Origin of the sequence: Bradyrhizobium lablabi, from assembly GCF_900141755.1 — a bacterium.
Taxonomy (GTDB): domain Bacteria; phylum Pseudomonadota; class Alphaproteobacteria; order Rhizobiales; family Xanthobacteraceae; genus Bradyrhizobium; species Bradyrhizobium lablabi_A.
Window position 1 is genome coordinate 2,270,450 of sequence record NZ_LT670844.1, and the last position, 24,810, is coordinate 2,295,259.

A 24,810-nucleotide genomic window follows, 5' to 3' on the forward strand; every position below is an offset into this window, starting at 1 on the left:
CGCGGCCACTGGCGCCGCGCGCGGCTGGAGAATCAATCCGGCTTCGGAACAAACGTTCCCGGCCGTTTTCGGCACGTATCTTGGGAAAAAAGTGCGCCTCGAGGGAACAAAATCGGGGCTGGATGGCCAAACGCGCTTATCGGGGACAGCGGGATAAAACCTGTCAAATCCGCCGCCAAAACCCTATATGCCTTGCAATCCTGCTAAGAAGGCTCCCCTTCACCGCCCCGCGGTGCCATCGTGGGCGGAAGACGAATCGCAAATGACCGAGCCGAACCGACTGACCCCTCACGGCGTCCCCGATCACCAGCCCGCGGCCGGCGGCATCGCCGCGCGCGCGCGTGCGGCTGTGACCCCGCAATATCTCTCAGGCCTCAACCCCGAACAGCGCGAGGCGGTGGAGACGCTGGATGGCCCGGTGCTGGTGCTGGCCGGGGCCGGCACCGGCAAAACGCGTGTGCTGACCTGCCGGATCGCCCACATCCTGAGCCAGGGGCGCGCCCGTCCCGGTGAAATTCTCTCTGTCACCTTCACCAACAAGGCGGCGCGCGAGATGAAGCTGCGGCTCGGCCAGATGCTGGGCCACGCCGTCGAGGGCATGCCGTGGCTCGGCACCTTTCACTCGATCGCCGGGCGCATCCTGCGCACCCATGCCGAACTGGTGCAGCTGAAATCCAATTTCACCGTGCTCGACGTCGACGACCAGATCCGGCTGTTGAAGCAATTGTTGCAGGCCGACAATATCGACGACAAGCGCTGGCCGGCGCGCATGCTTGCCGGTCTGATCGACGGCTGGAAGAACCGCGGCTTGATGCCGTCGCAGGTGCCGGCGGGCGAAGCGGCAGTGTTCGGCAATGGCCGCGGCGGCAAGCTCTATGCCCTCTACCAGGAACGCCTGAAGATCCTCAACGCCGCCGATTTCGGCGATCTGTTGCTGGAGAACATCCGGCTGTTCCGCGAGCATCCCGACGTGCTCCGGAATTACCAGAACCGGTTCAAGTTCATCCTGGTCGATGAATATCAGGACACCAACGTCGCGCAATATCTGTGGCTGCGGCTTTTGGCGCAGGCGCCGTCTTCTTCCACCTCGCCCCGCCTGCGGGGAGAGGTCGAATTGCGAAGCAATTCGGGTGAGGGGGACTCTCCGCGAGTCGAGCCTGTCGAGAGAGCCCCTCACCCCGACCCTCTCCCCGTGAGGGAGAAGATTGTCGCGCCCGCCTCGCCCCCCAAAAACATCTGCTGCGTCGGCGACGACGACCAGTCGATCTATGGCTGGCGCGGCGCGGAGGTCGACAACATCCTGCGCTTCGACCACGATTTTCCCGGCGCCAAGGTCATTCGCCTCGAGCGCAATTACCGCTCGACCGGCCACATCCTCGCTGCTGCCTCGCATCTCATCGCACATAATGAGGGACGGCTGGGCAAGACGCTGCGCACCGAGGATGTCGACGGCGAGAAAGTCACCGTCACCGGCGCCTGGGATTCGGAGGAAGAAGCTCGCGCCATCGGCGAGGAGATCGAGGAGCTGCAGCGCGCCGGCCACAAGCTCAACGACGTCGCCATTTTGGTGCGCGCCTCGTTCCAGATGCGCGAGTTCGAGGATCGGTTTGTCACCCTCGGCCTGCCCTATCGCGTGATCGGCGGTCCGAGGTTCTACGAGCGCGCCGAAATCCGCGACGCGCTGGCCTATTTGCGCGTGATCAATTCGCCGGCCGACGATCTCGCCTTCGAGCGCATCGTCAATGTGCCGAAGCGCGGGCTTGGCGATGCCACGGTGCAGATGCTGCACGATCACGCCCGCAAGCGCCGCATTCCGCTTTCTGAGGCCGCCCGCGCCGTGGTCGAGACCGACGAATTGAAGCCGAAAGCGCGCGGCGCCTTACGCGACCTGATCGCCAGTTTCGATCGCTGGCGCGCGCAAAGCGAAGTCACCCTGCACACCGAACTCGCCGAGATCGTGCTCGACGAGAGCGGCTATACCGAGATGTGGCAGAAAGACCGCTCGGCAGATGCCGCCGGGCGCCTCGAGAACCTTAAAGAGCTGGTGCGCTCGATGGAGGAATTCGAAAACCTGCAAGGTTTTCTGGAGCACATCTCGCTGGTGATGGACCGCGAGGGCGGCGCCGAGGACGATGCGGTGTCGCTGATGACGCTGCATTCCGCCAAAGGACTCGAATTCGACAATGTGTTCCTGCCCGGCTGGGAGGAAGGGTTGTTTCCGAGCCAGCGCACGCTCGACGAACAGGGCCGCGCCGGCCTCGAAGAAGAAAGACGTCTTGCCCATGTCGGGCTGACGCGGGCGCGCCGCCGCGCCAAACTCTATTTTGCTACCAACCGCCGCATCCATGGCACCTGGTCGACCACGATCCCGTCGCGCTTTCTCGACGAATTGCCGGCGCACAATGTCGAGATCACCGAGTCAAAAGGTGGCTCCGGTTGGGGCGGCTCTGGCGGCTACGGCCCCTCGCGCTTCGACAATGTCGAAGCCTTCGGCTCGAGCTATACGACGCCGGGCTGGCAGCGCGCGCAGGCCAACCGCGCCCGCGGCCAAGGCGGGCGCGGCGGCGGTTTTGATGAACGCCAGTCGCCGTTTTCGAGTGGACGCGGTGACACCGGCGGTTTTTCACGCACCAAGCGCGCGCCCATGACGATCGAAGGCGAGCTGGTGGCAAAGTCCACCGGCACGACGTCGGAGTTTTCGCTCGACGACCGCGTGTTCCACCAGAAATTCGGCTACGGCCGGGTGGTGAAGATCGACGGCAACAAGCTCACCATCGCGTTTGAAAAGGCCGGTGAGAAGAAGGTGGTCGATAGTTTTGTGGAGCGGGTGTAAACCTTCCACGCTCAACGTGGACTAGCCGCCATTAGCCTTCCATCATATGATCGATGGGGGGCACGTGATGCTGAGGGATAGTCGTGATATTATCAGGCGCCTTGAGGAAGACGGCTTCAGGCTGGTTAGCGTACGAGGGTCCCATCACAAGTTTCGCCATCCGGTATCAAACAAGATGACGATTGTCACTCATCCGAAGCGAGACCTGCCGCTTGGCACTGTTCGTGCTATTTACCGGCAGGTGGGCTGGGACAAGGATTAGGAGATCGCGATGCCGCACTACATCGCATTGATCCACAAAGATACCGACAGTTGCTATGGCGTGTCGTTTCCGGACATTCCGGGTGTAATCACCGGAGGAGACACTATTGACGAAGCCATGCAGCAGGCCGCTGAGGTTCTGCAATTTGCAGCAGAGGACTGGACTAACCCTGACGGGTCGACCGGTTTCAAGCCGCCAAGCACCATCGATGAGTTGCGTAAGGACCCAGAGTTTCTTGAAGATGCAAAGGACGCCGTAGTTGCCCTGGTCGAATTTCCCGCGCCCGCCCACGCGGCGGAATGAGGGCGTTCGATCCTGCCGAAGCGCACTGACTAGACCGGCCGAAATATTCGTCCCAAAAGCCGGCCGTCGATCGCAGCGAGCCCCGAGCCGATCAGGGCCAACCCGACAAAATGCCTGACCTCCAGATGCTCTCCTAATCCAAAGGTACCCATCAGGATCGCGCTCACGGGGATCAGGAAGGTGACCAGCAACAGGTTGGTCGCGCCGGCGGTTGAGAGAAGACGAAAATACAAGACGTAGCCGAGCGCGGTCGAAAGCGTTGCGCTGCCGATAATGGCGGCCCAGGCCGGCAACGCCGGCATCGGCAAGGTCCAGGGATGGTCGACGAACATCGCGATCGGAAACAGCATCACGGCCGACGCCGTCACCTGCCCGGTCGCGGTCTGTATCGGCGCGATGCCCATGCGTTTGAAGCGACGGCCATAGACGCCAGCAAACGCATAAAATATCGCCGCGGTCAGAACCGCGATTTGCGCCAGCACATTCGTGCCCAAGCCGCTCAATGCCTCCGGACCGATCAACACCGTCACGCCGAAAAATCCGGCGACCACGCCGAGCAGCCGGTTGCCGGTGATTTTTTCGTCGTCGGTCAGCAAGTGCGCCACCACGACCGTCGAGATCGGCGTGGTGGCATTCAAGATCGCCGCCAAGCCGGAGGCGATGTGGTTCTGGCCCCAGACCACGAGACAAAACGGGACGGCATTGTTGAGCAGACCCATTCCGGTGAAGGCGAGCCACGCGGAGCTCGTGTCCGGCATGGTCATGCCGAGGGCTTTCAGCAGCCCATTCAGGATCACAGCGGCCAGTCCGACGCGCAGGAAGACGATGGTGAAAGGCGGCAATGTCTTGATCAGGACGGCCGCGAAGAAGAACGAACCGCCCCAAAGCACCGACAGCAGCAGCAGCGCCAGCCACTCGCCTCCATTCATGCGGTGGTTAATGAGTGCCTCGCTCGCCATTGGTTTTCATCGCCCGTTAACGCCGATCATCCGCGCGCGCCGGCCGGCGCCTCCGCGGATTTCATCGCGGAACGCGTCAGGGATGTTGTCCGACATGGAACCTCGGCGCGCCACCCGATTTCCGAAACATGGCGCTAAAGCCGGCCAATCCGCCGCGTGAGCCGCCGATCCGGGTGCGCAGTCGATCTTTGGAGAGCCGAGCGAGGCGTCGCGGCGCCGCCAACGACGACACTCGCGAAGCAAGCCATCAACGGGATCCGAACAAATTACGTCGCATTTTAACGAATTTTTAGAAGCAATACTTCTTCGCCACTTTTACGGAAAACTTGCGTCTGCGTTCTATGCTCGTTGCCCATATCGCTGGTGGGGCGTGATTGCGGCGTAAGGTTTGCCATAATGAGTGACGTAAAAACGTTTCTGAGGGGGTTAGACGAGGCGATCCAGCGGGGGACGCCCGAAAGCCGCATGAAGGCGCTGTGGCATACCACCGATCTGATGATCACCGGCCGCTATAGCGAGGAAGAGATATGGACCTTCGGCGAGGTGATCGGACGGCTCGCGGATGAGATCGAAGTGGCAACCCGGGCGCAGCTTTCCAAGCAGCTCGCCCGCTTCGACCAGGCCCCGGTCAATATCATTCACAAGCTTGCCTTCGACGACGAGATCGAAGTCGCAGGACCCGTGCTCCAGGAGTCCGAGCGATTGGAGCCTTACGCCCTGATCGCCAACGCCTGCCTCAAGAGCCAGACGCATCTGCTCGCGATCTCGAAACGAAAATCGCTCGACGAGACGGTCACCGACGAACTGGTGACGCGCGGCGATCAGGAGGTCGTGAAGTCGGTCGCTACCAACAACGGCGCGCGTTTCTCGGATTTCGGCTTTCTGCACATGATCAAGCGCGCCGAAGGCGATTCGATCCTCGCCGAGCAGCTCGGGCTGCGCAAGGACATCCCAAGGCATGTGTTTCAGCAGCTGATCGCCAAAGCGTCGGAAGACGTGAGAAAGCGGCTGGAACGCGAGCGGCCCGGCATGGTCGATCAGATTCAGTCCTCGGTGACCGACGTCGCGGGCGAGCTGCAGTCGAAATTCGGCCCGGTTTCGCGAACCTATTTCGTCGCCAAGCGGGTGGTGGCGACGCAGCACCGGCTGGGCAATTTGAACGAGACCAGCATATCGCTGTACGCGCGGTCTCATAAGATCGAAGAGGTCACCATCGGACTGTCCTTGCTGTGCGCGTTGCCGGGCGACGTGATCGAACGGGCCCTGCTGGACAAGAACAGGGAAATGCTCTTGATTCTCTGCAAGGCCCTCGATTTTTCGTGGGCGACGACGATGTCGCTGCTGTTCCTTGGCGCCAAGGATCACCGCATCACTGCTCAGGACCTCAGTGACCTGGAAAAGGAATTCGGCCGCCTCAATCTCGAGACATCCCGCAGCGTTCTGAAATTCTATCAGTCGCGCAAGAATGCCGCGGTTGCCGATTCCAACGCGCGACGGCAGTCCACCGCCGCGGGTGCATCGAGATGAGCGATCTGAAATTTGGCGGAGGAGCATCGGCAATGACATTCGGCACAGCCGCTCTTAAACGCCCCGGCGTCGCATCCGATGAACCGCAGGCGGACAAATCGCTGGATGCGGCATGGCTCGTGCTCGAAGCCGCCAACGATCTCGGCGACCATGCAACCGTCGAAGTGTGCCGGCGGGTCATCGATGCGGGCCTGAACGGAACACCTGCCTCGCCCTCCGAACTGCAACTCATTCTCGATTATTTCAGATGAATCCGGCGCCGTGCCGGATTTGCGGACGCCTGCCCTGAAGGCGGACCGGTCCCTGCCCGGCTAACCTCCCCATACGGCCTGGCTCACGACGCTTGCGCGATTGCCGGGGCGTCCCTATTTGTCGGTGCCACGCCCGTTTCGATCCGGCCCCCAATCCGCAAAGCCGCGGCCGGCCTCATTTTTCGATTTCCCCAGTGATCATCAAGCCAGGCATGTCCCCCATTATATCTGTTGCAAATCTGTCGAAAATCTACGGCTCCGGTTTCAAGGCGCTTGACAACATCAACCTGGAAATCCGCCGCGGTGAGATCTTCGCGCTGCTGGGCCCGAACGGCGCCGGCAAGACCACGCTGATCAGCATCATCTGCGGCATCGCCAATCCGACCCACGGCAAGGTCCTGGTCGACGGCCACGACATCATCAAATCCTATCGCGCGGCGCGATCGCTGATCGGCTTGGTGCCGCAGGAACTGCACACCGACGCTTTCGAATCAGTGTGGGCGACGGTGAGCTTCAGCCGCGGCCTGTTCGGCAAGCCGAAAAACCCCGCCCATATTGAAAAGGTGCTGAAGGACCTGTCGCTGTGGGACAAGAAGGACGCCAAGATCGTCACTTTGTCCGGTGGCATGAAGCGCCGGGTGATGATCGCCAAAGCGCTGTCGCACGAACCGCAGATCTTGTTTCTCGATGAGCCGACCGCCGGCGTCGACGTCGAACTGCGCAAGGGCATGTGGGAAGTGGTGCGGCAGCTGCAGGCCTCCGGCGTCACCATTATCCTCACCACGCATTACATCGAGGAGGCCGAGGAAATGGCCGACCGCATCGGCGTCATCAACAAGGGCGAGATCATCCTGGTCGAGGAGAAAGCCAAGCTGATGGAAAAGCTCGGCAAGAAGCAGTTGAAGCTGCATCTGCAAGGCAAGATCGATGCGATCCCGTCGGCGCTTACGCCCTATAACCTCGAACTGTCAGATGAAGGCTGCCAGCTGACTTACAATTACGACACCAAGGGCGAGCGCACCGGCATCACCAGCCTGCTCAGCGACCTCCGCAACGCCGGCATCCGCTTTTCCGATCTCGACACCACCCAGTCGACGCTGGAAGACATCTTCGTCAGCCTGGTGAGGGCGCCATGAATTTCAGGGCGGTCCGCGCGATCTATCTGTTCGAAATGGCGCGCACCTGGCGCACGATCCTGCAGAGCATCGTCTCGCCGGTGGTTTCGACGTCGCTGTATTTCGTGGTGTTCGGCGCGGCAATCGGCTCGCGCATCACCTCGGTCGAAGGCGTCAGTTACGGCACTTTCATCGTGCCGGGGCTGGTGATGCTGTCGGTCTTGACGCAGAGCATCGCCAACGCCTCGTTCGGCATCTACTTCCCGAAATTCGTCGGCACGATCTACGAATTGCTGTCGGCGCCGATCTCCTATTTCGAGATCGTGCTCGGCTATGTCGGCGCCGCCGCCACCAAATCCATCGTGCTCGGCCTGATCATCCTCGCCACCGCCGGCCTGTTCGTGCCGCTGCAGATTCACCATCCCTGGTGGATGCTGACGTTCCTGGTGCTGACCGCGGTGACCTTCAGCCTGTTCGGCTTCATCATCGGCATCTGGGCCGACGGTTTCGAAAAACTGCAGATGATCCCGATGCTGGTGGTGACGCCGCTGACCTTCCTCGGCGGCAGTTTTTATTCGGTCAACATGCTGCCCTCGGGCTGGCGCACCATCACGCTGTTGAACCCGGTGGTCTATCTGATTTCCGGCTTCCGCTGGAGCTTTTACGAGATCGCCGACGTCAGCGTCACCCTGAGCTTCGGCATGACGCTGTCGTTCCTCGCCATCTGCATGGTCGTGGTGTGGTGGATCTTTAAGACGGGTTATCGAATCAAGAACTGACGGCGCAGCCGTCATTCCGGGGCGCATCGAAGATGCGAACCTCAGATGTGCAATTGCACATCGGGGAATCTCGAGATTCCGGGTTCGCGCTAACGCGCGCCCCGGAATGACGTTGCTAGTGGAAGCAGTGGAAACGATCGTAGCGGTCGTAGTAGCCGCGGCAGCGGTAGCGATGCCCATAGGGAATTCCGAACACCCCATGAATGGCGCCCACCGCGCCGCCGACACCGGCACCGACGGCGCCGCCAACCACCCCGCCTACCGGGCCGGCAACCCGGTTGCCTTCCGCCGCCCCTTCTTGCGCGCCGCGCACGATGCCTTGCGTATGACCTGCGCGGGGGATTGCGAGCAATGCGAGGGCAAGGGCCGCGGCCGCAAGGAATTTTGCCGGTAAACCTTCCGGCATCGTTGCCGCCTTGATCTTGTTCATCTGAATTCCTTGGTTCTCGGCCGCGATTGCGCCGGTCGTGCGGGAATCTCCAACGCCGATGCGGCTAAATGGTTGCACGACTGTGACGAATTCGAGTCGGCACGATCCGGCAACACCTCACGAAAAATACCTCGGTCGGCTCGATAACACCCCACGGCCGCCTTGTTGGCGCCCTGCCGCACATTAACGATGCCCTCAACACGGCGCTGGAACCGAAGCCGAATTCCGGGCATATTGAGCGCGGGGGGACGGAGAGCGTGCTGCAGTCAGGGGCCCGGAGGCCAAGGTAAAGATGCGTTCCTTCCTCGTTGCTTTCGCTGGCCTGATGCTGTTCGCCACCGGCGCCGCGCAGGCAAATGTTTCCATCACCGTCGACAAGAATAGCCAGCAGATGACCGTCGCCGTCGATGGCGTCGAGCGCTACCATTGGCCGGTCTCGACCGGCATTCCCTCCTATGAGACGCCGAACGGCAGCTTCCGTACTTTCCGGATGGAGGAAGACCACTACTCCAAGGAATTTGACGACGCGCCGATGCCGCACTCGATCTTCTTCACCAAGATCGGACACGCCATTCACGGCACCGATTCCGAAGCCAAGCTCGGTAGCCCGGCTTCGCACGGCTGCGTGCGGCTGTCGCGCGCCCACGCCGCGACGCTCTATGCGCTGGTGCAGGAGCAAGGCGTGCTCAACACCACCGTGACGCTGACCGGCTCATCGCAGATCGCGCTGGCGCGCAATCCGCGACGCGGCGCCAATACCGCCGTCGCGCGCCGTGACCCGGCGCAACAGGACGAACAGCTGTACAACTCCGCCGGCGAGCCCATCGTGCTGACGCCGCAACAGCCGGCGCAAGCCCAGTATCCGCAAGAGCGGCCCGATGACGGCTACATCTATCCGGCCGACGGCAATCCGGACGTGGCGCGCTATCCGGCGCCGCGCAGCGCCAACCGGCGGCTCTACGACGCACAGGCCTATCCGCAGCCTCAGCAGCGCAATTACTACGACAATCGCGGCTATGCGCCGCAGGCCCAATATCCGCCGCAGGTCTACGCGCCGCGGCCGTATTACCAGCCGCGCGGGTTTTTCAACTGACAGGGCGCGCCGGCTTGTTGATCAAGCCCGCCACCCTTCAGCCATCATCCGCCGCCGGTCCGCAAAATTGACATTCCGCGGACCGCCCGTATTGTCACCACTCTTCTTTGTTGGTGATCAGACATGACGCAAGAGCAAATCTCGGAACTTTGTGTTGCTTCGCTGGCCAAGGTCCTGCGCTTGCCTAAGGACCGGGTCGAGACCGACACAAAATTCAACCGGCTCGGGCTGGACTCGGCGATGGTCGTCTATGTCATGATGGAGCTGGAGGAGAAGCTCGACGTCGAGCTCTCGCCGGACGATTTTTACGATCATCCGACCATTATTCAGCTCTCCCGTTTTCTCGCCGAGAAGCTTGCAACGCGTTCTGCCGCTTAAGGGCCTGCGGCCGCCGGGCATCGTTACCGACATGGAAACGTTTTCCTCGCTTGTGACGCTGCTCGCGCATCGCGCGCAATCCCAGCCGGATGACCGTGCCTACCTATTCCTCTCGGACCGCGGCACGGAAGAAGCCGCTCTGACCTTTCGCGAGTTGCAGGATGCCGCGCAGGCGCTGGCGGCACGGCTGACGAGAATGGCAAAGCCGGGGGACCGCGCCATTCTGGTGTTTCCACCCGGCCTCGAATTCCTGGTCGCCTTCTTCGGATGCCTGATCGCGGGGGTGATCGCGGTGCCGATGATGGTGCCGCGCCGGCAGAGCGCGCGGGATTCCAGTGCCGGGATCATGGCGAATTGCGAGCCGGTGGTCGCGCTTACCAGCCCCGCTTTCGCAATCCGCAGCGATTTGCGGGCCCGGTTCGCAAGCGAACGGCTGCAGTGGCTCTCGGTCGAGCTGACCCAAATCGGGGACGGCGCGGCCGATCTGCCGCCACCCGCGCCGGAAGCGATCGCGTTTCTGCAATTTACCTCAGGCTCGACCTCCGATCCCAAGGGGGTCGCGGTCAGCCACGCCAATCTGCTCGCCAATCTGGAAATGATCCGGATCTCGCTCGGCAACACCAGGCAATCGACCTATGTCAACTGGGTGCCGCTCTATCACGACATGGGATTGATCCTGAACGCGTTGCAGGCGCTCTATGTCGGCGCGCTCTGCGTCCTGATGGCGCCGAACGCATTCATGCAGCGGCCGCTCAACTGGCTGCGGGCGATCCATCATTATCGCGCCGAGGTCGGCTGCAGCCCGAATTTCGGTTTTGACCTGTGCGTCAGCCGCTATCGCGCCGACCAGATGGAGGGCATCGATCTCTCCTCCTGGAAGGTCGCGCTCAACGGCGCCGAGCCGGTTCACGCCGAAACCATAAGACGCTTCAGCGAGACCTTTGCCGGCCACGGTTTTAATCCCAACGCCACCTTCCCGGCCTACGGCATGGCGGAGGCGACCTTGCTGATCGCCGGTGGAAGGCGGGGCGCGGATCATGTGACGCGGGCCGTCAGCCGATCCGGTCTTCAGGCCCACGCGGTTCGTGCGCCGGTCGACGAATCCGACATTCAGACGCTGGTGGGCTGCGGCCGCGCGCTTACCGGCGAGCGGATCGCGATCGTCGATCCCGATGACTGCGTTCGATTGCCTTCCGGCCAGGTCGGTGAAATCTGGGTCGACGGGCCGAATGTTGCGCGCTTCTATTGGCGCAACACTGAGGCCTCGAAGACCAATTTAAACGCGCAAATCGCGGGCGAAGGCGATGGGGCAAGCTGGCTGCGAACAGGCGACCTCGGCTTTTTGGATGAAGCCGGCGAATTGTTCATCACCGGCCGGATCAAGGACCTCGTCATTGTCAGAGGCATCAATCATTATCCGCAGGATATCGAGCACACCGTGCAAGCCTTGCACCCGGCGCTGCGCGAAAATTGCGGCGCGGTATTTTCGGTGACCGACGATGAGGGCGAGGAAATCCTCGTCGTCGTCCAGGAGATCGAGCGCACCGAGCGCAACCGGATCGATCCGGTTGAAATGACGGGCCTGATCCGCGAAGGGGTGGCGGAGCAGCACGAATTGTTCGCGCGCCACATCGTGCTGATCAGGCAAGGAAATTTGCCGAAGACCACCAGCGGCAAGATCCAGCGCAGCTTCACGCGCCGGCTGTGGCTCGAAGGACGGCTCGACGCCATGACGGCGGAAGCCGATTGATCAGAAATCGATTGATCAAAATTCGATCTTGGCGGCCTCGCCGAGACGAAGGCTCGCGACAATGCCTTCTTGCACTTTGAGCGCGATTTTCGTCCGGTAATGATTGGTGTCGACGAAGTTCAGGGGATCGCGGGTCAGCGCATTATCGATCCGGTAATCGATCAGATTGCTATGCGGCCGACCGGCCACGATGCGCTTGTACGCGGCCTTGCAGGCTTCGCCTTCCGCCGCCTCCCGGCTGCCGGGCCGCGGGACGATCGCATAGAAGATCGGGGGCATCAGCACCAGTACGGACACGTCAGCCGGAAGCTTTTTGACCGCGCCGTCGAGCAACGTTGCCAGCGGGAAACCATCACTGACCTGGCCCGTGAATGCCGGCTCTTCCGCGGGCGTAATCGTTGGGTGCTTATCGCGGGGAAAAACATCCTCGTAGTTGAAGAAGCCGTCCGGCGCGGTGCGCTTCTGCACGCCACGGAAGATCATGATCCGTTGATAGGCGTGATTGACCGCGCGCCAGGAGAACAGCCGGCCGGCATAGACCAGCGAGCTGTCGCCGTAGAGCCAGAACGGAAACGGATTTTTGAGCGGCGGCGCGGGATCGTGGGTGCACCAGGCGGGATCGGTAACGAACACAAGCGCACCGATATGCCGATGATGCCGCACGAAGAAATCAAGGATCGCCAGCTGCCCGCGCGGATCGGAGCCAGGCGCGGTCAACTGCACGAAATGGTTGCCGGTCGCCTGCGACAGCTCCGCCGGATTGAGGCGCTGGCCGGTCGAATTGCCGAAGATCGCGGAATCGAATTGCGGATCGCGCGCCCGGCTGGCATTGGCGGTAACCTCAGTGGAATCGGCGACGCCCACGATGCCGAGCAGGCCGAACCGCCCGCTGTCATAGGGATCGACGGTGATCATGACGGCCAGCACCAACAGCGCGCCGAGCCCGAGCGCGCCGAGAAAGGCCGCCAGACTCCGGCCGCATTGGATGGCGTCGTCAGAACTTGAAATAGACGAATTCATAGACGTCCTGGTCTCCGAGTTCGATCAGTAGCGCCAGCATGGCGATACCCAGCAAACCGGCCAGCAGCGGTCTCGGCTTGCGGGTCAATAGCGCGATAACGTCCTGGCTCGCCGGCAACAGGCAGGCCGCAAGTGCTGCCACGATGATCGGCAACAGATGCCTCACCCGGCTCAGATCGGGCAAGGTTCCAAGGCCCTGAAAAACATGCGACGCGGCATCGAGCGTCCCGGCGCGGAAGATCACGCCGGTCAGCAGCACGACGGCGACGGTCAGCATCCATCCGAGCAGCGCCGGCAGTTTGGGACCAAAGCGGCGCCACAGCGAGCAAACCACCAGCGCCACGCCATGCAGCGTGCCCCAAAGTACAAACGTCCAGCTCGCGCCGTGCCACAGGCCGCACAGCGCCATGGTCAGAAGCAACGCCGCGAAGTACTGCACGGCGAGATACCGCCGCGGCAGGATGCGGGCATTGGCGAGCGGGTGAAACACATAGTCGCGCAGAAACAGCATTAGCGTCATGTGCCAGCGCTGCCAGAAATCCTGAATGTTGGTGGAGCGAAACGGCGCGTTGAAGTTGAACGGCAGTTGGATGCCGAACAAAAGCCCGAGGCCGATCGCGATGTCCGAATAGCCGGCGAAGTCGTAGAAAATCTGGAAGCTGAAGCAGAGCGCCAGCCAGGACTCCCCGTCCGGCACCACACCGAGCCTGGCCTGTTCATAGATCGGATCGAGCAGTCTCCCCATCCGGTCGCCGAGCACGATCTTCTCGAACAGCCCCATCACGATAAAGGTTGTGCCGAGGCAGAACTGGCGCTGCCAGCCGGGCGCATACACTTGCCGGCCAAACTGGTGCATGACCTCGGACCATCGCGCCAGGGGTCCTGCGATCGCCTGCGGAAAGAACGCGATGTAGAGCGCGTAGCGGGGCAGCGGAAAGGTTGGCGCCTTGCCGCGCCGCAGATCGACCAGATACATGATGTGATGGAAGGTGAAGAACGAGATGCCGAGCGGCAGCACGATGTCGAAATGAGGCATCGGGCGGCCCAGAACCAGGCCAAGATTGGTGGCAAAGAAGTTGGCGTATTTGAACACGCCGAGCACGGCCAGATCGATGACGATCGCGGCGGTCACGATCGCCTTCTGTTTTGTCCTTTCATAGGCCCGCATCGCCAGCCAGTTGACCAGGATCGACAGCGCCAGCAGCAGGATGAACGGCGGATTCCAGTAGCTGTAGAAGACGAACGACAGCAGCACCAGCGTCGCGATCCGCAGCCGTGGATGCGGATCGGCAAGGCGATAGAGCAGGATGGCGGCGGGCAGGAAGCCGAGCAGGAACGGATAATCGTTGAACAGCATCGGTCTACGATCCCGGGCATTTCGCCATGTGCGCCTGCTCGCCTTTATTCAAATCGGGCACGCCTGCATCACCGGTTTTCCCGGGAGACTTCTTGATCACCCGCGTTCGAGTTCGGCCGCTGCTTCGGGTTCTGCCTGGACTTGCTGGCGCGCCCGGCGAAGCGCGATCTTCTCGCGACTGGGGACTTTCACGTTCCAGGCGAGGCCCGTGAGTTCCAACAGCCGGATCAGCAGAAACCCGGGATCGAATTCGAACCAGCGCAGCCCGAAGGCCGCCGAATAGGGAAAGGCATGGTGATTATTGTGCCACCCCTCGCCCCACACCAACAGCGCCATCACGCCGAGATTCCGGCTGTGGTCGTCGCGGGTAAAGAACGGCCGCGAGCCAAACGTATGCATCACCGAATTGATCGCCGACATCGATTGCTCGACCACGAACATGCGCACGATGCCGCCCCAGAGAAAGCCGGTGAGCGCGCCCCACCAGCTTCCGGACACAAGTCCGCCAATCGCGGCGGGGATGAAAAGACCGAGCAGCACCCACGCATAGTATTGTCGATTGACCGCGACCAGCCTGCGCTCCGCCATCAGGTCCGGGACATAGTGGGCCACGTTCGGGTAATCATGCTCGATCATCCAGGTCAGATGCGCATGCAGGAAGCCCAACAGGCGGCCGAAAAAGGTGGTGCCGTGCAAATTGGGCGAGTGCAAATCGCCTTCGTGGTCCGAGAGTTCGTGATGCCGCCGGTGCATTGCGACCCACGAAATCATCGGACCGCGTCCCGCCATCGACCCCATGACGATGAAGATGCAGCTCATCGCCACGCTTGTCGAAAACGCGCGATGGGTGAAGAGACGGTGATAGCCGACCGTCAGGCCAAAACCCGTGATCAGCCACATGCTGAAGAACAGGCCGATCTCGAGCGCACGGATGGGCCGGTAAAACAACAGGCCCAACGCGATGAGCGTACCGAGAAAGGGCAACACATCGAAAATGATAAAATGCCGCCGCTGAATCTTATGAAGATGGCGGCTTCTGATTATCCGAATGTCGCGCATTTTCGCACAGGCGGGGATTCCGGGAGGGAACAATACGATATCAGTACATAGTCCGGTGAGCCGCTGCAACCCAAGCCCGCAGCGGTGGGTCACTGCCTGTGGAACCGTGTCGTGCGGGTGACAGGGCCAGGGGAACGGGGACCGTTCAGCGAGCCTCCGGAGGAGCGAAGGCGCGGGCGACGGGTTCGAGCATCTCCGGACTGGTCGTTCGCAGATCGTCGGCCGGCGTATGGAAAAAGCGATGCAGACCAGCCATGCCGAAAAAATTGGCTTACCCGGCCGCCTGAACGTCGCGCAACTCGCCGAGCGCCTGCTTCTCCGCGACCTGACGCGTCGCCGACATCGCTGCGGAGGTTTCGCGCGGTCATGACAGGGTGACCATACCGGCCCAGAACTGCTGCTTTTCCGCGGTCGCGTCGATATCGTATTTGCGCACGAATTCCAATTTCCCGTCGCCGCCGACGCGGAACATGCTGATCCCTGCAGGAACGACGGTAATATCTGTCCCCTGCCGCGTCGGCATCGGCCAGACTGACGCCGCGACGAGAAGATGACCGGTTGGATCGATCCCGAAGGTGCGGAGGTAGTTCGCATGTCCGTCGGCGTTTTGGATCAATGTCGGCTCGCCGGTGGTCTGGTCGATGGCGAAGACCGCAACCGAGTTCTCGCCGCCCGCGAACACTTTTTTGCCCTCGAAGTCGGTGAGCCAGAAAGCGCGGTTGGTGAGATAGACGAACCGTCCGTCAGGACCGACGTGGATCGGGCCTGCGGCCTGCCGTGTCTTTGACGAGGGATCGCTGAGCGTCTCCTTGATGAACAATGGCTCGCGCGAGATGCCGGTCGCGGGATCGAGCCTGTAGACAGCAAGCTTGTTTTGGCTCTCGACCGAAACATAGACCCATGGCTGCGTCGGGTGAAAGTCGAGATGCCGCGGCCCGAACTGCATACCGTCGCCTGGGTGAATCGCCGCGAGGTTTGCGAGCACACCGTTTTTGAAGCTGAAGGTCTTGATCGAGCCCGGGTTCACCGGGTTGTCGGTCGGCGCGTTGTTGCCACGCGTCACCATGATGACCCGTTGGTTGTCGGGCATGGCGCGGACCTGGTGCGCGTATTTACCGGTGTCGAGCGTATCAGGTTGATCGACGCGCTCGCCCAGCGAGCCGTCCCCGTTGATGCGATGCACGGTCAGGCCGCTCGGATCGTTGTAGGCGGTCAGCAGAAATTCGCCTGATAGATCGACGCTGGTGTGGATCGGACGCGAGGGCAGCGGTAGCGGCCCTCCATGTGGCGTGAGTGCGCCGGTCGAGGGGTCGATCTTGAAGGCGTTCGCGAAATGCCTGTCGCCGGCGACACCGGCCGAGCCCGGACCGCCGTTGCTCGAGACGACATATAGAAAACGCTTCGACGGATGCGGCCATGCATATTGGATATTGGCCGGCATCGACACGGTACCGCGCCTGATGAGGGCGGCTTCATCGACATCAACGCTGTAGAGCGTGAGCTCCGGACCTACCCCTGAATAGAACACGTTTTTCACCTTGGCGTTCTGGGCAAACGACACGCCGGGCGCTGCAATGCCGCCGGCAAGAAGCATGGTAAATGTGCGACGGTCGACCATGGTTTCCTCCGTTGCATATTTCGATCGCCGCTTTGCGCGGTCAGTCCACCACCCGGTACATCGGCGGCCGCTTGCGAACGGGTTCGAGCAGCGACCAGTCGCCCTGCTCGACGACATGGCCCTTGGGGAATGGCGAGCGCGGCTCCTGGCCGAGCGAGCGCATCACCCGGTCATCCCGGTAATAGCAAAGCAGCACCACGCGAACCAGCGCGGTCAGCGCTGCGCCGCCGGCCTCGCGAAACGTTGCGGCTACTTCAGCCCGGCGCGGCGGTTCAAGGTCGGCGAACGCGCCGGCGGCGAGCGCAGTGAGATGCGCCAGCGCGCGGCAGACATCGTCGCGGTCGCGCTCGAGGCTTCGCAGGATGTCGGCAAAAATCCTCTCATCATCGGCGCCCGGCACGTCATAGGTTGCGCTCGGAGGGATGATGATGCCGGCCAATGCGCGGAGGTCGCGGACTTGTTCGGCAGTGAGGTCATGGTTTGGCATGTCGATCTCTCAGTCGAACAAATCAGCGAGGCGCTGCTTGATGCTGTCGGCAATGTAGAGCGCCAACGCCTGGATGGTGGAGGTCGGGTTGACCCCGCCGGAAGTCACCCAGATGCTGCCATCGACGATGAACAGGTTTTTGACGTCATGGCAGCGGCCCCACCCGTTGACCACCGAACGCTCGGGATCGGTGCCCATCCGCGCGGTGCCGAGCAGATGCCAGCCGCCGTTCAGAATCGGGCTCTCGACGCAGATATTGCTGGCGCCGGCGGCAGTCAGGATTTCCCTCGCCCGCGCAATGCCGTGCTGCATCATCTTATGGCTGTTGGCGCTGATGGTGTAATCGATCTTCGGCGCCGGGATGCCGCTGGAATCTTTCAGGTCAGGATCGAGCGTGACGCGGTTGTGCTCCTCCGGGAGGTCCTCGCAGATTGCGGACAGGCCGATGCGGCGGTTCACGAGCTTGCGGTAGGCTCCGTGATGCTCCTCGCCCCAGGGCAGCCTCCCCGCAGCCGAACTGACGATCGCCTCGAAGATCGAGCCGACGCCGCGGCCGAACTGAAAGGTATAGCCGCGCACGAAATCGCGCCTGGAATCGGTCTCATAAAATTGCTGGCTCCAGAGACATAAAGGCGGGCCATGATTGCCGTCGAGCGGTTCATCGACATAGCCGTAGTTCAGGGCGTAGGGATGAAACATCAGGTTCTTGCCGACCAGGCCTGAAGAATTGGCGATGCCGTTGGGAAATTTCGCCGACACCGAATTGAGCATCAGCCGCGGCGTGCCGACGCCGTTGCAGGCGAGGATGACGATTTCGGCTGGCTGAAAATGCTCTTTGCCTTCGGCATCGTAGTAGATCACACCCGAGGCCATGCCCTGCGCGTCGACCGTGATTTCGCGCACCCGGCACCGCGTGCGCAATTCGACGCCGGCGCGGATCGCAAGCGGCCAATAGGTGATGTCGGTAGAAGCCTTGGCGCCCTGCGCGCAGCCCGGCGTGCAGTGGCCGAGATTGATGCAGCGCCCGCGTCCCTCGTAGTCGGTAGTAGCGATGGTGGTGTCGGATGGCCACCAGTGCCAGCCCAACTCGTTCATCGCCTTGCCGAAGCGCGTGCCGGATTTACCGAGCGGCAATGGCGGCATCGGCGGCTGCTTCGGCGGATAAGCGGGATCGCCGGCGAGACCGGAGACGCCCATCATGCGGTCGTTCTCGGCGAAATAGGGCTCCAATGTCGCGTAGTCGATCGGCCAGTCGTCGGCGACGCCGTCGAGCGTCCGCACCTTGAAGTCCGAGGGGTGCAGACGCGGAAAATGCGCGGTGTACATGATGGTGCTGCCGCCGACGCCGTTGAAATTCACCACCTTGATCGGCGAATTGGAATCGTTGATCGGGTAATCGGTCGGCCGGGCGCGGCGGTTGGGATTGATGGCGAAATCGGAAAACAGCCGCGCCTCCCAGTCCCGGCCATTGCTGGGATAGTCGGTCGGCTTCACCCAGTCGCCCTGCTCGAGGCAGAGAATCCGCATTCGGGTGTCGGCAAGGCTCCACGCCACGGCGGCGCCCGATGCCCCGGAACCGATGATCAGGACATCGACCTTGTCGTGCATCGGATTTCCGTGCCCCTGAGTCTATTGGATGGATAGACGGTCGGCGCTTGCTTGACCGCGCTCCGATCGATTCCAGCACGACAACATCCCGTCGGCAAAGCTCGATTGCAAGCCCTTTCATCGCATGGTAGCGCCGCCCGTCCCGAGTGGCGGACCGAACCATCCTGACAGCCGACGACACCAACGCGCAGACAGATCACCTCCGGGAGCAAGGACTGCAGATGAGTAACTCTATGCCCGATCGAATGACGGTGACATTTGCAATGACCGCCGACGATTACGCGCGTTACTTCGCCGTTCGCAGCCGGCGCGCGTCCCGATGGGCGAACTTTCTCGCTTATGCCGCGGCGTTGTTTGCTGCGATCCCGGTTGCGCTGATGTTCCGATTGATCGGAGCGCGCCAGTCCGCCAGCGCCGCAACGATCGATTTGATCGGCCAATTCAGCCTGGCGTCATTCCTGCTTGGTACAGTCGCGATAGTCGCCGCCGGCATTTTCCTGCGTCGAAAGTCGATCAATACATTAGTGGCTGGAACGCTCAACGCGTTCGAGCCGAAGACCGCCGTCTTCGATGCGACGGGGATTACCCTGACTGGCCAGCTGTCGCAGGCGATGTGGCGGTGGGCCGCCATCAGCGGGTTTACGAGTGAAAAAGGCTTGCTGCTGATCTGGATCGGGCAGTCAAACGCGGTGGCGATCCCCCTGCGCGCTTTTGGAGACGATAGTGCATGGGAGGCGGCGAAAGCATTTCTCCGCACACAGCTGTCGGGGGCGCGCCCAGCCTAAGGCCGCTGACCGTCCGCCAAAACCCTACTGCTCGCCGTCGCGGAGCCGGCGATAGACCGCGCCGAGCACGTTGGAATAATCGTCGGTCCAGACCCGCTGCTTCTCGTCGGCCTCGGTCAGCGCCCACTCGTCTGACGAGGCGAGCTTGCCCACATCGGCCTCGTCGCGCGCGCAGACCACGACGGAAGTGGCAAAAATGTATTCATTGTCGCGCCCGGAATCCTCGCTGTAGACCCAGCTCTGGAGCTCGTTGGCCTCGGCAATGCCGACCACGACGCTGGACAATTCCAGATGCCGGTTCGAGACGTGCATCACGACAGCGCCCTGCGGCGCCAGCCTGTCCTTGTAGATCGCCATCGCCTCTTTGGTGGCGAGATGGATCGGGATCGCGTCCGACGAATAGGCGTCGACGATGATCAGGTCGTAGATGCCGTCAGGCTCTTTCGCAAAAGTCAGCCGGGCGTCGCCGATCACCGGCTTCAGGTCCGGCTCGCAATTCTGGATGTAGGTGAAATATTTCGGGTCGCGCGCGGTATCGACCATCGATTGATCGATCTCGAAGAACTTCCAGGTCTCGCCGGGCTCGGAGGCACAGGTCAGCGTGCCTGAGCCGAGCCCGATCACCGCGACCCGCAATGGCGCGCCCTTGCGCTCGCGCACCGCCGCGATCGCCTGACCGATGCCGCCGTCCTTGTGATAATAGGTGATCGGCTCGGGCCGTCCGGTAATCGGCGTGCCGTCGTCATTCTGGAATTTTTGCGCGCCGTGAATTGTAGTCCCGTGCATCAGCACGTGATACTGGCCGTGCGGCGTCACCACGATCTTGTGGACGCCGAAAAAGCTGCGCACGGTTTCAACCCGCCCGTCATCGGCCGGATAGGCGCGGATCAGCACCAGCGCCACCACCACGGTGGCAAAGATCTTCCAGCGGCTGGCGTTCAATCCGAGCGCCAGCAGGGCCGAGAGCACGCCGACCGCGCCGATCATCCAGACCCGATGCTGATCGAGCCACGCCATGACCTTGCCTTGCGAATAAGAGGGCGCGATCAGCGCGACCGCAAGCGCGGCGAGAAACGGCCAGTACCAGGCGCTCCAGCGCGGCAGGCGCTCGTCGCCGGGCGGCCGGCACAACGCCGCCAACGCCAGCAGGATCGGGTATTCGGCGACCCAGGAAAATGCATAGGGCGCGATCAGGCCGGCGAACAGGCCGCCGAGCATGCCGCCGAACGACAGCGCGACATAGAAGCCGGTGAGATATTTCGCGGCCGGGCGGGTGCGCGCCAGTTCGCCATGGCAGGCCATCGCGATGACGAAGAAGCAAAGCTGGTGCCCGCCCAATGTCAGCAGCAAATTCTGCTCGCCGCCGAACGCGAGCAGCACGATCACGCCGGCGATCGCCAGCGGTTGGGCCATCAGCATCCATTTGTGCGGCAACAGCGGGCGCGACTGGAACACCAGCACCCAGGTCAGGAGATAAAGCGACAGCGGCAGCACCCAGAGCAAGGGTGCGGCCGCGACGTCGGTCGAGATGTGCGCGGTCACCGCGATCAGCAGGCCCGAGGGGACCGCGGCGAGAAAGATCCAGCGCGCGCGCAGCATCCAGGACGGCGGCGGCGCGTCAGTCTGTTCCGCCGGCCTATCGACCACCGCGTTCGCCGGCGAGCGCAGCAACAGCGCGCCGCAGGCGGCGATCAGGACGATCAGCAAGCCATAAAAGCCGCTCCAGATCAGGTTTTGGGTGCGCAGGGTGAACATCGGCTCCAGCAGCACCGGATAGGACAACAGCGCCAAAAAGCTGCCGATATTCGAGGAGGCATAGAGGAAATAGGGGTCGGGACCGTTCGGATGACCTGATCGAACGAACCAGGCCTGCAGCAGCGGGTTGTTGGCGGCGAGCGCGAAGAACGGCAATCCGATAGACACCACAAACAGGCCGAGCAGCCAGAATGCATAGCCCGAATTCGGCGGCTCGCCCCAGCCGCTCGCGATCGACAGCGGCAGGGTCAGCAGCGCGACCACCAGCAGCACGAGATGCACGGCCACGGGAATCCATCGGCTGCGGATCTGCATGAGGAAATGCGCATAGGCGTAGCCGGCGAGCAATAGCGACTGGAAAAACACCATCGCCACCGACCACACCGCCGGCGAACCGCCGAGCCGCGGCAGCACCATCTTGGTGAACAGAGGCTGCACCGAGAACAACAACAGCGCGCTGACGAAGATGGCGGCGGTATAGACGATCAGCACCAGCCGGTTTCGGCCCGCGGATGGCTGGTCCGTGACGGCGGACGGATCAGGAGAACGCATAAAAGCTCCGGCTTGAACCCGGCGGGCGCCGGTGGCTGGATTTTCCGGCGGGGTTCCTGCCGGCGCGCGCAATGGAGCATAGTGCGGCGCGGCGGGCAATGCGGGGACGCGGAACCGTCATCGGCAATTGGTGCTGGGCTGATGTTCACATCTTCGCTAAGCATTGGCATGTCATTCCGGGGCGCGCGAAAGCGCGAACCCGGAATCTCGAGATTCCGGGTCTGGTCCATCCAAGTCGGCTGTTGCCGACTTGGACAAATGATATTGCTGAACTCGGGTGAACCCGAGTTCAGGCGGACCATCCCGGAATGACGGGACTAAGCAATAATTCTTGAAGCGAACATGAACGAAACGGACGTTGTCATCATCGGCGCCGGGCATAACGGCCTCACTTGCGCGGCTTACCTCGCGATGGCGGGCTTGCGCGTCAAAGTGGTGGACCGCCGCAAGGTGGTGGGCGGCGCCGCGGTCACGGAGGAGTTTTGTCCGGGTTTTCGCAATTCGGTCGCGGCCTATACCGTCAGCCTGCTCAACCCGCGGATCATTGCCGATCTGAGGCTGCACGATCACGGCCTGAAAATCGTCGAACGCCGCGCGCAGAATTTCTTGCCCGCCCCGGATGGTAGTTATTTGCTAACCGGCGAAGGCCGCACCCATGCCTCCGTGGCAAAGCTCAGCGAGCACGACGCCGATGGGATCGATGCCTTCAACCGCGAGTTGGAAGTGATCGCCGACGTGCTGCGCGAATTCGTGTTGCGTGCGCCGCCGAACCTGGTGGAGGGTATTGGCCCGGGAGCGATCCGCGAGGCGTTCAACGCGCTCGGCACCGCCAGCATCCTGCGAAAACTGTCGCTGGAACAGCAGCGCTCGCTGCTCGATCTGCTCACGCGCTCGGCCGGCGAGATGCTGGACGACGTCTTCGAGAGCGATCTGGTCAAGGCGCTCTACGGGTTCGACGCCATTGTCGGCAATTACGCCAGCCCCTATGCGGCGGGTTCGGCCTATGTGATGCTGCACCACGCGTTCGGCGAGGTGAACGGCAAGAAGGGCGTCTGGGGCCACGCCATCGGCGGCATGGGCGCGATTACGCAGGCAATGGCGGCCGCGGCCCGCGGGCATGGCGTCGAGATCGAGCTCGACGCCGGCGTGCGCGAAGTGATTGTCGAGCGCGACCGCGCGGTCGGCGTCATTCTCGACAATGGCGAGGCGGTTCGGGCGAAATACGTCGCCTCCAGTGTCAATCCAAAACTGCTCTACACGCGGCTATTACCGGCTGATGCCTTGCCCGCTGCCTTCCTCGCCCGCATCAAGAACTGGCGCAACGGCTCCGGCACGTTCCGGATGAATGTCGCGCTGAGCGCCCTGCCCTCGTTCACGGCGCTGCCGGGCGAAGGCGACCATCTCACCGCCGGCATCATCATCGCTCCCAGCCTCGGCTACATGGACCGCGCCTGGCAGGACGCCCGCACGCACGGCTGGAGCCGCGAGCCTGTGGTCGAAATTCTGATCCCGTCAACGCTGGACGACACGCTCGCGCCGCCGGGCCAGCATGTCGCCAGCCTGTTTTGCCAGCACGTCGCGCCGCAATTGCCGGACGGCAAATCATGGGACGACTATCGCGAGGAGGTCGCCGATCTCATGATCGCAACCGTGGACAAATACGCGCCGGGTTTTGCGGCGAGTGTGATCGGCCGGCAGGTTCTTTCGCCGCTCGATTTGGAGCGCCAGTTCGGCCTGCTCGGCGGCGATATCTTTCATGGCGCGCTGACGTTGAACCAGCTGTTCTCGGCCCGCCCGATGCTCGGGCATGCCGATTATCGCGGGCCGCTGAAGGGGCTCTACCACTGCGGCAGCGGCGCGCATCCCGGCGGCGGCGTCACCGGCGCGCCGGGCCACAATGCCGCGCGCGTAATTCTCGGGGATCACCGCGCGCTGTTTGGGTGAGTGCGCCGACAGACTTCGCGCCTGTCAGAGCGACGCGTGGATCGACTTGCAATGCGAGACAAGGTTTTCTTTTGACATGAGACACTCCTTGAGCGGCGTGTCGATGTCATAGAAATAGATGTTGGCAATGAATCCATAGAGCGCCGCGTCGATGCTGCCGGGCTTCGCGCCGAACATGTATCCGCTTTCGGGAAGCAGGCTCGCAAGCGCATCGAGATCGGCGACGCCCCTCGCGTAGGCGTCGGCCGGCTCGTAGCGCCCGATGCCCTGAAAATGGTAGCGCTTGAAATTGAATTCCCGCGCCGTCTCGAGGATTTCCGCGGTTACATTCGGGTTGGCGCGAACAAAAATGTCCCTGAACAACGGCCAGAAGCGGTCGTCCTTCCAGCGCGAGTACGACATCACCCAGTAGAGATCATCAAGCGTTCGCCTGATGAGAAGATGGGTGTTGCGCTGGTCTGGCTTCAGTCCGTCATCGATCGTGAGCGTGTATTTTTGGATCAAATGGCTGATGATCGCGTCGCTGTCGCCGATGGTCGCGTCGTCGTCCACGCATAAGGCAACTGACCGCGCGGCGCTTTCGATGCGTCGAGGATGTGCTCGTGCCGGAATGCGACCTTGCACAATTTCAGGAAGGCGTAGACCTTGAGGCCATAGCCATTGTTGTCGGCGACGCCACACAGGTCCGGGTAGGAAAACAGGGTCAGCATGCGAAGTCCTGCGATGGAGTGAGGGGCTCTGCCGCCGATTGCTTCAAGGCCCGGCCTCGCAACCCTACACGATCGCGCCGGTGTGAAGGGGCTTTATCCCTGAGGCCCGCATTCGGGCGGCGGCGTCACCGGCGCGCCCGGCGCTCCTCGCGATGGCGATTGCAATCGGTTGAAAAGTCGGTGGATAGGCTGTGGAAAACGCGTTGATAACCCCGTGCAGAAGCCAGTGGATTTC

The 24,810-nt window shown here is 62.3% G+C and carries 22 protein-coding genes and 1 pseudogene; 13 read left to right on the forward strand and 10 right to left on the reverse strand.

Annotated features, from left to right (window positions below; genetic code table 11):
- Positions 1-262: 262 nt before the first annotated feature.
- From B5526_RS10575 to B5526_RS10585, 3 genes are all read left to right on the forward strand, one after another.
- The gene (locus B5526_RS10575; RefSeq protein WP_079538144.1) at positions 263-2,833 is read left to right on the forward strand and encodes an ATP-dependent helicase; all 2,571 of its coding nucleotides are present in this window, start codon (positions 263-265) and stop codon (positions 2,831-2,833) included.
- Positions 2,834-2,900: 67 nt separating this feature from the next.
- Positions 2,901-3,095 carry a type II toxin-antitoxin system HicA family toxin gene (locus B5526_RS10580; protein WP_079544884.1) on the forward strand — a complete coding sequence of 65 codons (195 nt, stop codon included), beginning with the start codon at positions 2,901-2,903 and terminating at the stop codon, positions 3,093-3,095.
- A gap of 9 nt (positions 3,096-3,104) precedes the next feature.
- On the forward strand, positions 3,105-3,398 hold the full coding sequence (locus B5526_RS10585; RefSeq protein ID WP_079538145.1) for a type II toxin-antitoxin system HicB family antitoxin: 294 nt from the start codon (positions 3,105-3,107) through the stop codon (positions 3,396-3,398).
- A 29-nt stretch (positions 3,399-3,427) separates the two neighbouring features.
- On the opposite strand, the gene B5526_RS10590 is transcribed toward B5526_RS10585, so the two are convergent.
- Positions 3,428-4,357 (reverse strand): DMT family transporter, encoded by a 930-nt coding sequence (locus tag B5526_RS10590; RefSeq protein WP_244562264.1) that lies wholly within the window; start codon positions 4,355-4,357, stop codon positions 3,428-3,430.
- A 396-nt stretch (positions 4,358-4,753) separates the two neighbouring features.
- Here B5526_RS10590 and B5526_RS10595 point away from each other — a divergent pair, with 396 nt between their 5' ends.
- The 4 genes from B5526_RS10595 to B5526_RS10610 all read left to right on the forward strand — a co-directional run bounded on the left by B5526_RS10595 (position 4,754) and on the right by B5526_RS10610 (position 8,029).
- Entirely contained in the window at positions 4,754-5,884 is a 1,131-nt protein-coding gene (locus B5526_RS10595) for a DUF2336 domain-containing protein (RefSeq protein WP_079538146.1), read from the forward strand.
- A gap of 32 nt (positions 5,885-5,916) precedes the next feature.
- Positions 5,917-6,135 (forward strand): hypothetical protein, encoded by a 219-nt coding sequence (locus tag B5526_RS10600; RefSeq protein ID WP_079544888.1) that lies wholly within the window; start codon positions 5,917-5,919, stop codon positions 6,133-6,135.
- A gap of 212 nt (positions 6,136-6,347) precedes the next feature.
- On the forward strand, positions 6,348-7,271 hold the full coding sequence (locus tag B5526_RS10605; protein ID WP_079544890.1) for an ABC transporter ATP-binding protein: 924 nt from the start codon (positions 6,348-6,350) through the stop codon (positions 7,269-7,271).
- The gene (locus tag B5526_RS10610; RefSeq protein ID WP_079538147.1) at positions 7,268-8,029 is read left to right on the forward strand and encodes an ABC transporter permease; all 762 of its coding nucleotides are present in this window, start codon (positions 7,268-7,270) and stop codon (positions 8,027-8,029) included. Before B5526_RS10605 ends, B5526_RS10610 begins: the two co-directional genes overlap by 4 nt.
- A gap of 115 nt (positions 8,030-8,144) precedes the next feature.
- Here B5526_RS10610 and B5526_RS10615 read toward each other — a convergent pair whose 3' ends face one another.
- Entirely contained in the window at positions 8,145-8,459 is a 315-nt protein-coding gene (locus B5526_RS10615) for a hypothetical protein (RefSeq protein WP_079544892.1), read from the reverse strand.
- A 292-nt stretch (positions 8,460-8,751) separates the two neighbouring features.
- On the opposite strand from B5526_RS10615, the gene B5526_RS10620 reads away from it, so the two are divergent.
- The 3 genes from B5526_RS10620 (at position 8,752) to B5526_RS10630 (ending at position 11,680) form a co-directional block, all read left to right on the forward strand.
- Entirely contained in the window at positions 8,752-9,552 is an 801-nt protein-coding gene (locus B5526_RS10620) for a L,D-transpeptidase (protein WP_079538148.1), read from the forward strand.
- Between the two features lie 123 nt (positions 9,553-9,675).
- Positions 9,676-9,930 (forward strand): acyl carrier protein, encoded by a 255-nt coding sequence (locus tag B5526_RS10625; RefSeq protein ID WP_079538149.1) that lies wholly within the window; start codon positions 9,676-9,678, stop codon positions 9,928-9,930.
- Positions 9,908-11,680, forward strand: coding sequence for a fatty acyl-AMP ligase (locus tag B5526_RS10630; protein ID WP_349642775.1), 1,773 nt, complete (start codon positions 9,908-9,910; stop codon positions 11,678-11,680). The genes B5526_RS10625 and B5526_RS10630 overlap by 23 nt, the downstream gene beginning before the upstream one ends.
- A gap of 15 nt (positions 11,681-11,695) precedes the next feature.
- On the opposite strand, the gene B5526_RS10635 is transcribed toward B5526_RS10630, so the two are convergent.
- The 3 genes from B5526_RS10635 to B5526_RS10645 form a co-directional block, all read right to left on the reverse strand.
- Positions 11,696-12,700 (reverse strand): hypothetical protein, encoded by a 1,005-nt coding sequence (locus B5526_RS10635; RefSeq protein WP_079538150.1) that lies wholly within the window; start codon positions 12,698-12,700, stop codon positions 11,696-11,698.
- Positions 12,675-14,057 carry an MBOAT family O-acyltransferase gene (locus B5526_RS10640; RefSeq protein ID WP_079538151.1) on the reverse strand — a complete coding sequence of 461 codons (1,383 nt, stop codon included), beginning with the start codon at positions 14,055-14,057 and terminating at the stop codon, positions 12,675-12,677. The genes B5526_RS10635 and B5526_RS10640 overlap by 26 nt, the downstream gene beginning before the upstream one ends.
- Before the next feature lie 96 nt (positions 14,058-14,153).
- Positions 14,154-15,044 (reverse strand): acyl-CoA desaturase, encoded by an 891-nt coding sequence (locus tag B5526_RS10645; RefSeq protein WP_244562265.1) that lies wholly within the window; start codon positions 15,042-15,044, stop codon positions 14,154-14,156.
- A 313-nt stretch (positions 15,045-15,357) separates the two neighbouring features.
- Here B5526_RS10645 and B5526_RS39420 point away from each other — a divergent pair, with 313 nt between their 5' ends.
- Positions 15,358-15,486: a hypothetical protein gene (locus tag B5526_RS39420; RefSeq protein ID WP_283807616.1), complete on the forward strand. Its 129-nt coding sequence runs from the start codon at positions 15,358-15,360 to the stop codon at positions 15,484-15,486.
- Here the strand turns inward: B5526_RS39420 and B5526_RS10655 are convergent.
- From B5526_RS10655 to B5526_RS10665, 3 genes are read right to left on the reverse strand one after another with little or no spacing between them, the layout of a single operon-like run.
- Positions 15,481-16,734 carry a lactonase family protein gene (locus tag B5526_RS10655; RefSeq protein WP_172842029.1) on the reverse strand — a complete coding sequence of 418 codons (1,254 nt, stop codon included), beginning with the start codon at positions 16,732-16,734 and terminating at the stop codon, positions 15,481-15,483. The two genes, B5526_RS39420 and B5526_RS10655, sit on opposite strands and share 6 nt — an antisense overlap.
- Before the next feature lie 40 nt (positions 16,735-16,774).
- A complete protein-coding gene (locus B5526_RS10660; RefSeq protein WP_079538153.1) occupies positions 16,775-17,221 on the reverse strand; it encodes a hypothetical protein in 447 nt (148 codons plus the stop codon).
- 9 nt (positions 17,222-17,230) lie between these two features.
- A complete protein-coding gene (locus tag B5526_RS10665; RefSeq protein WP_079538154.1) occupies positions 17,231-18,829 on the reverse strand; it encodes a GMC family oxidoreductase in 1,599 nt (532 codons plus the stop codon).
- A 263-nt stretch (positions 18,830-19,092) separates the two neighbouring features.
- Between B5526_RS10665 and B5526_RS10670 the strand changes: the two genes are divergently transcribed.
- A complete protein-coding gene (locus B5526_RS10670) occupies positions 19,093-19,614 on the forward strand; it encodes a YcxB family protein (RefSeq protein ID WP_079538155.1) in 522 nt (173 codons plus the stop codon).
- A gap of 24 nt (positions 19,615-19,638) precedes the next feature.
- On the opposite strand, the gene B5526_RS10675 is transcribed toward B5526_RS10670, so the two are convergent.
- Positions 19,639-21,921 (reverse strand): spermidine synthase, encoded by a 2,283-nt coding sequence (locus B5526_RS10675; RefSeq protein ID WP_079538156.1) that lies wholly within the window; start codon positions 21,919-21,921, stop codon positions 19,639-19,641.
- Between the two features lie 342 nt (positions 21,922-22,263).
- Between B5526_RS10675 and B5526_RS10680 the strand changes: the two genes are divergently transcribed.
- Positions 22,264-23,865, forward strand: a complete 1,602-nt coding sequence (locus B5526_RS10680; RefSeq protein ID WP_079538157.1) for a phytoene desaturase family protein — start codon at positions 22,264-22,266, stop codon at positions 23,863-23,865.
- 24 nt (positions 23,866-23,889) lie between these two features.
- On the opposite strand, the pseudogene B5526_RS10685 reads toward B5526_RS10680, so the two are convergent.
- Positions 23,890-24,575: pseudogene (locus tag B5526_RS10685) on the reverse strand (glutathione S-transferase family protein).
- Between the last annotated feature and the right edge of the window lie 235 nt (positions 24,576-24,810).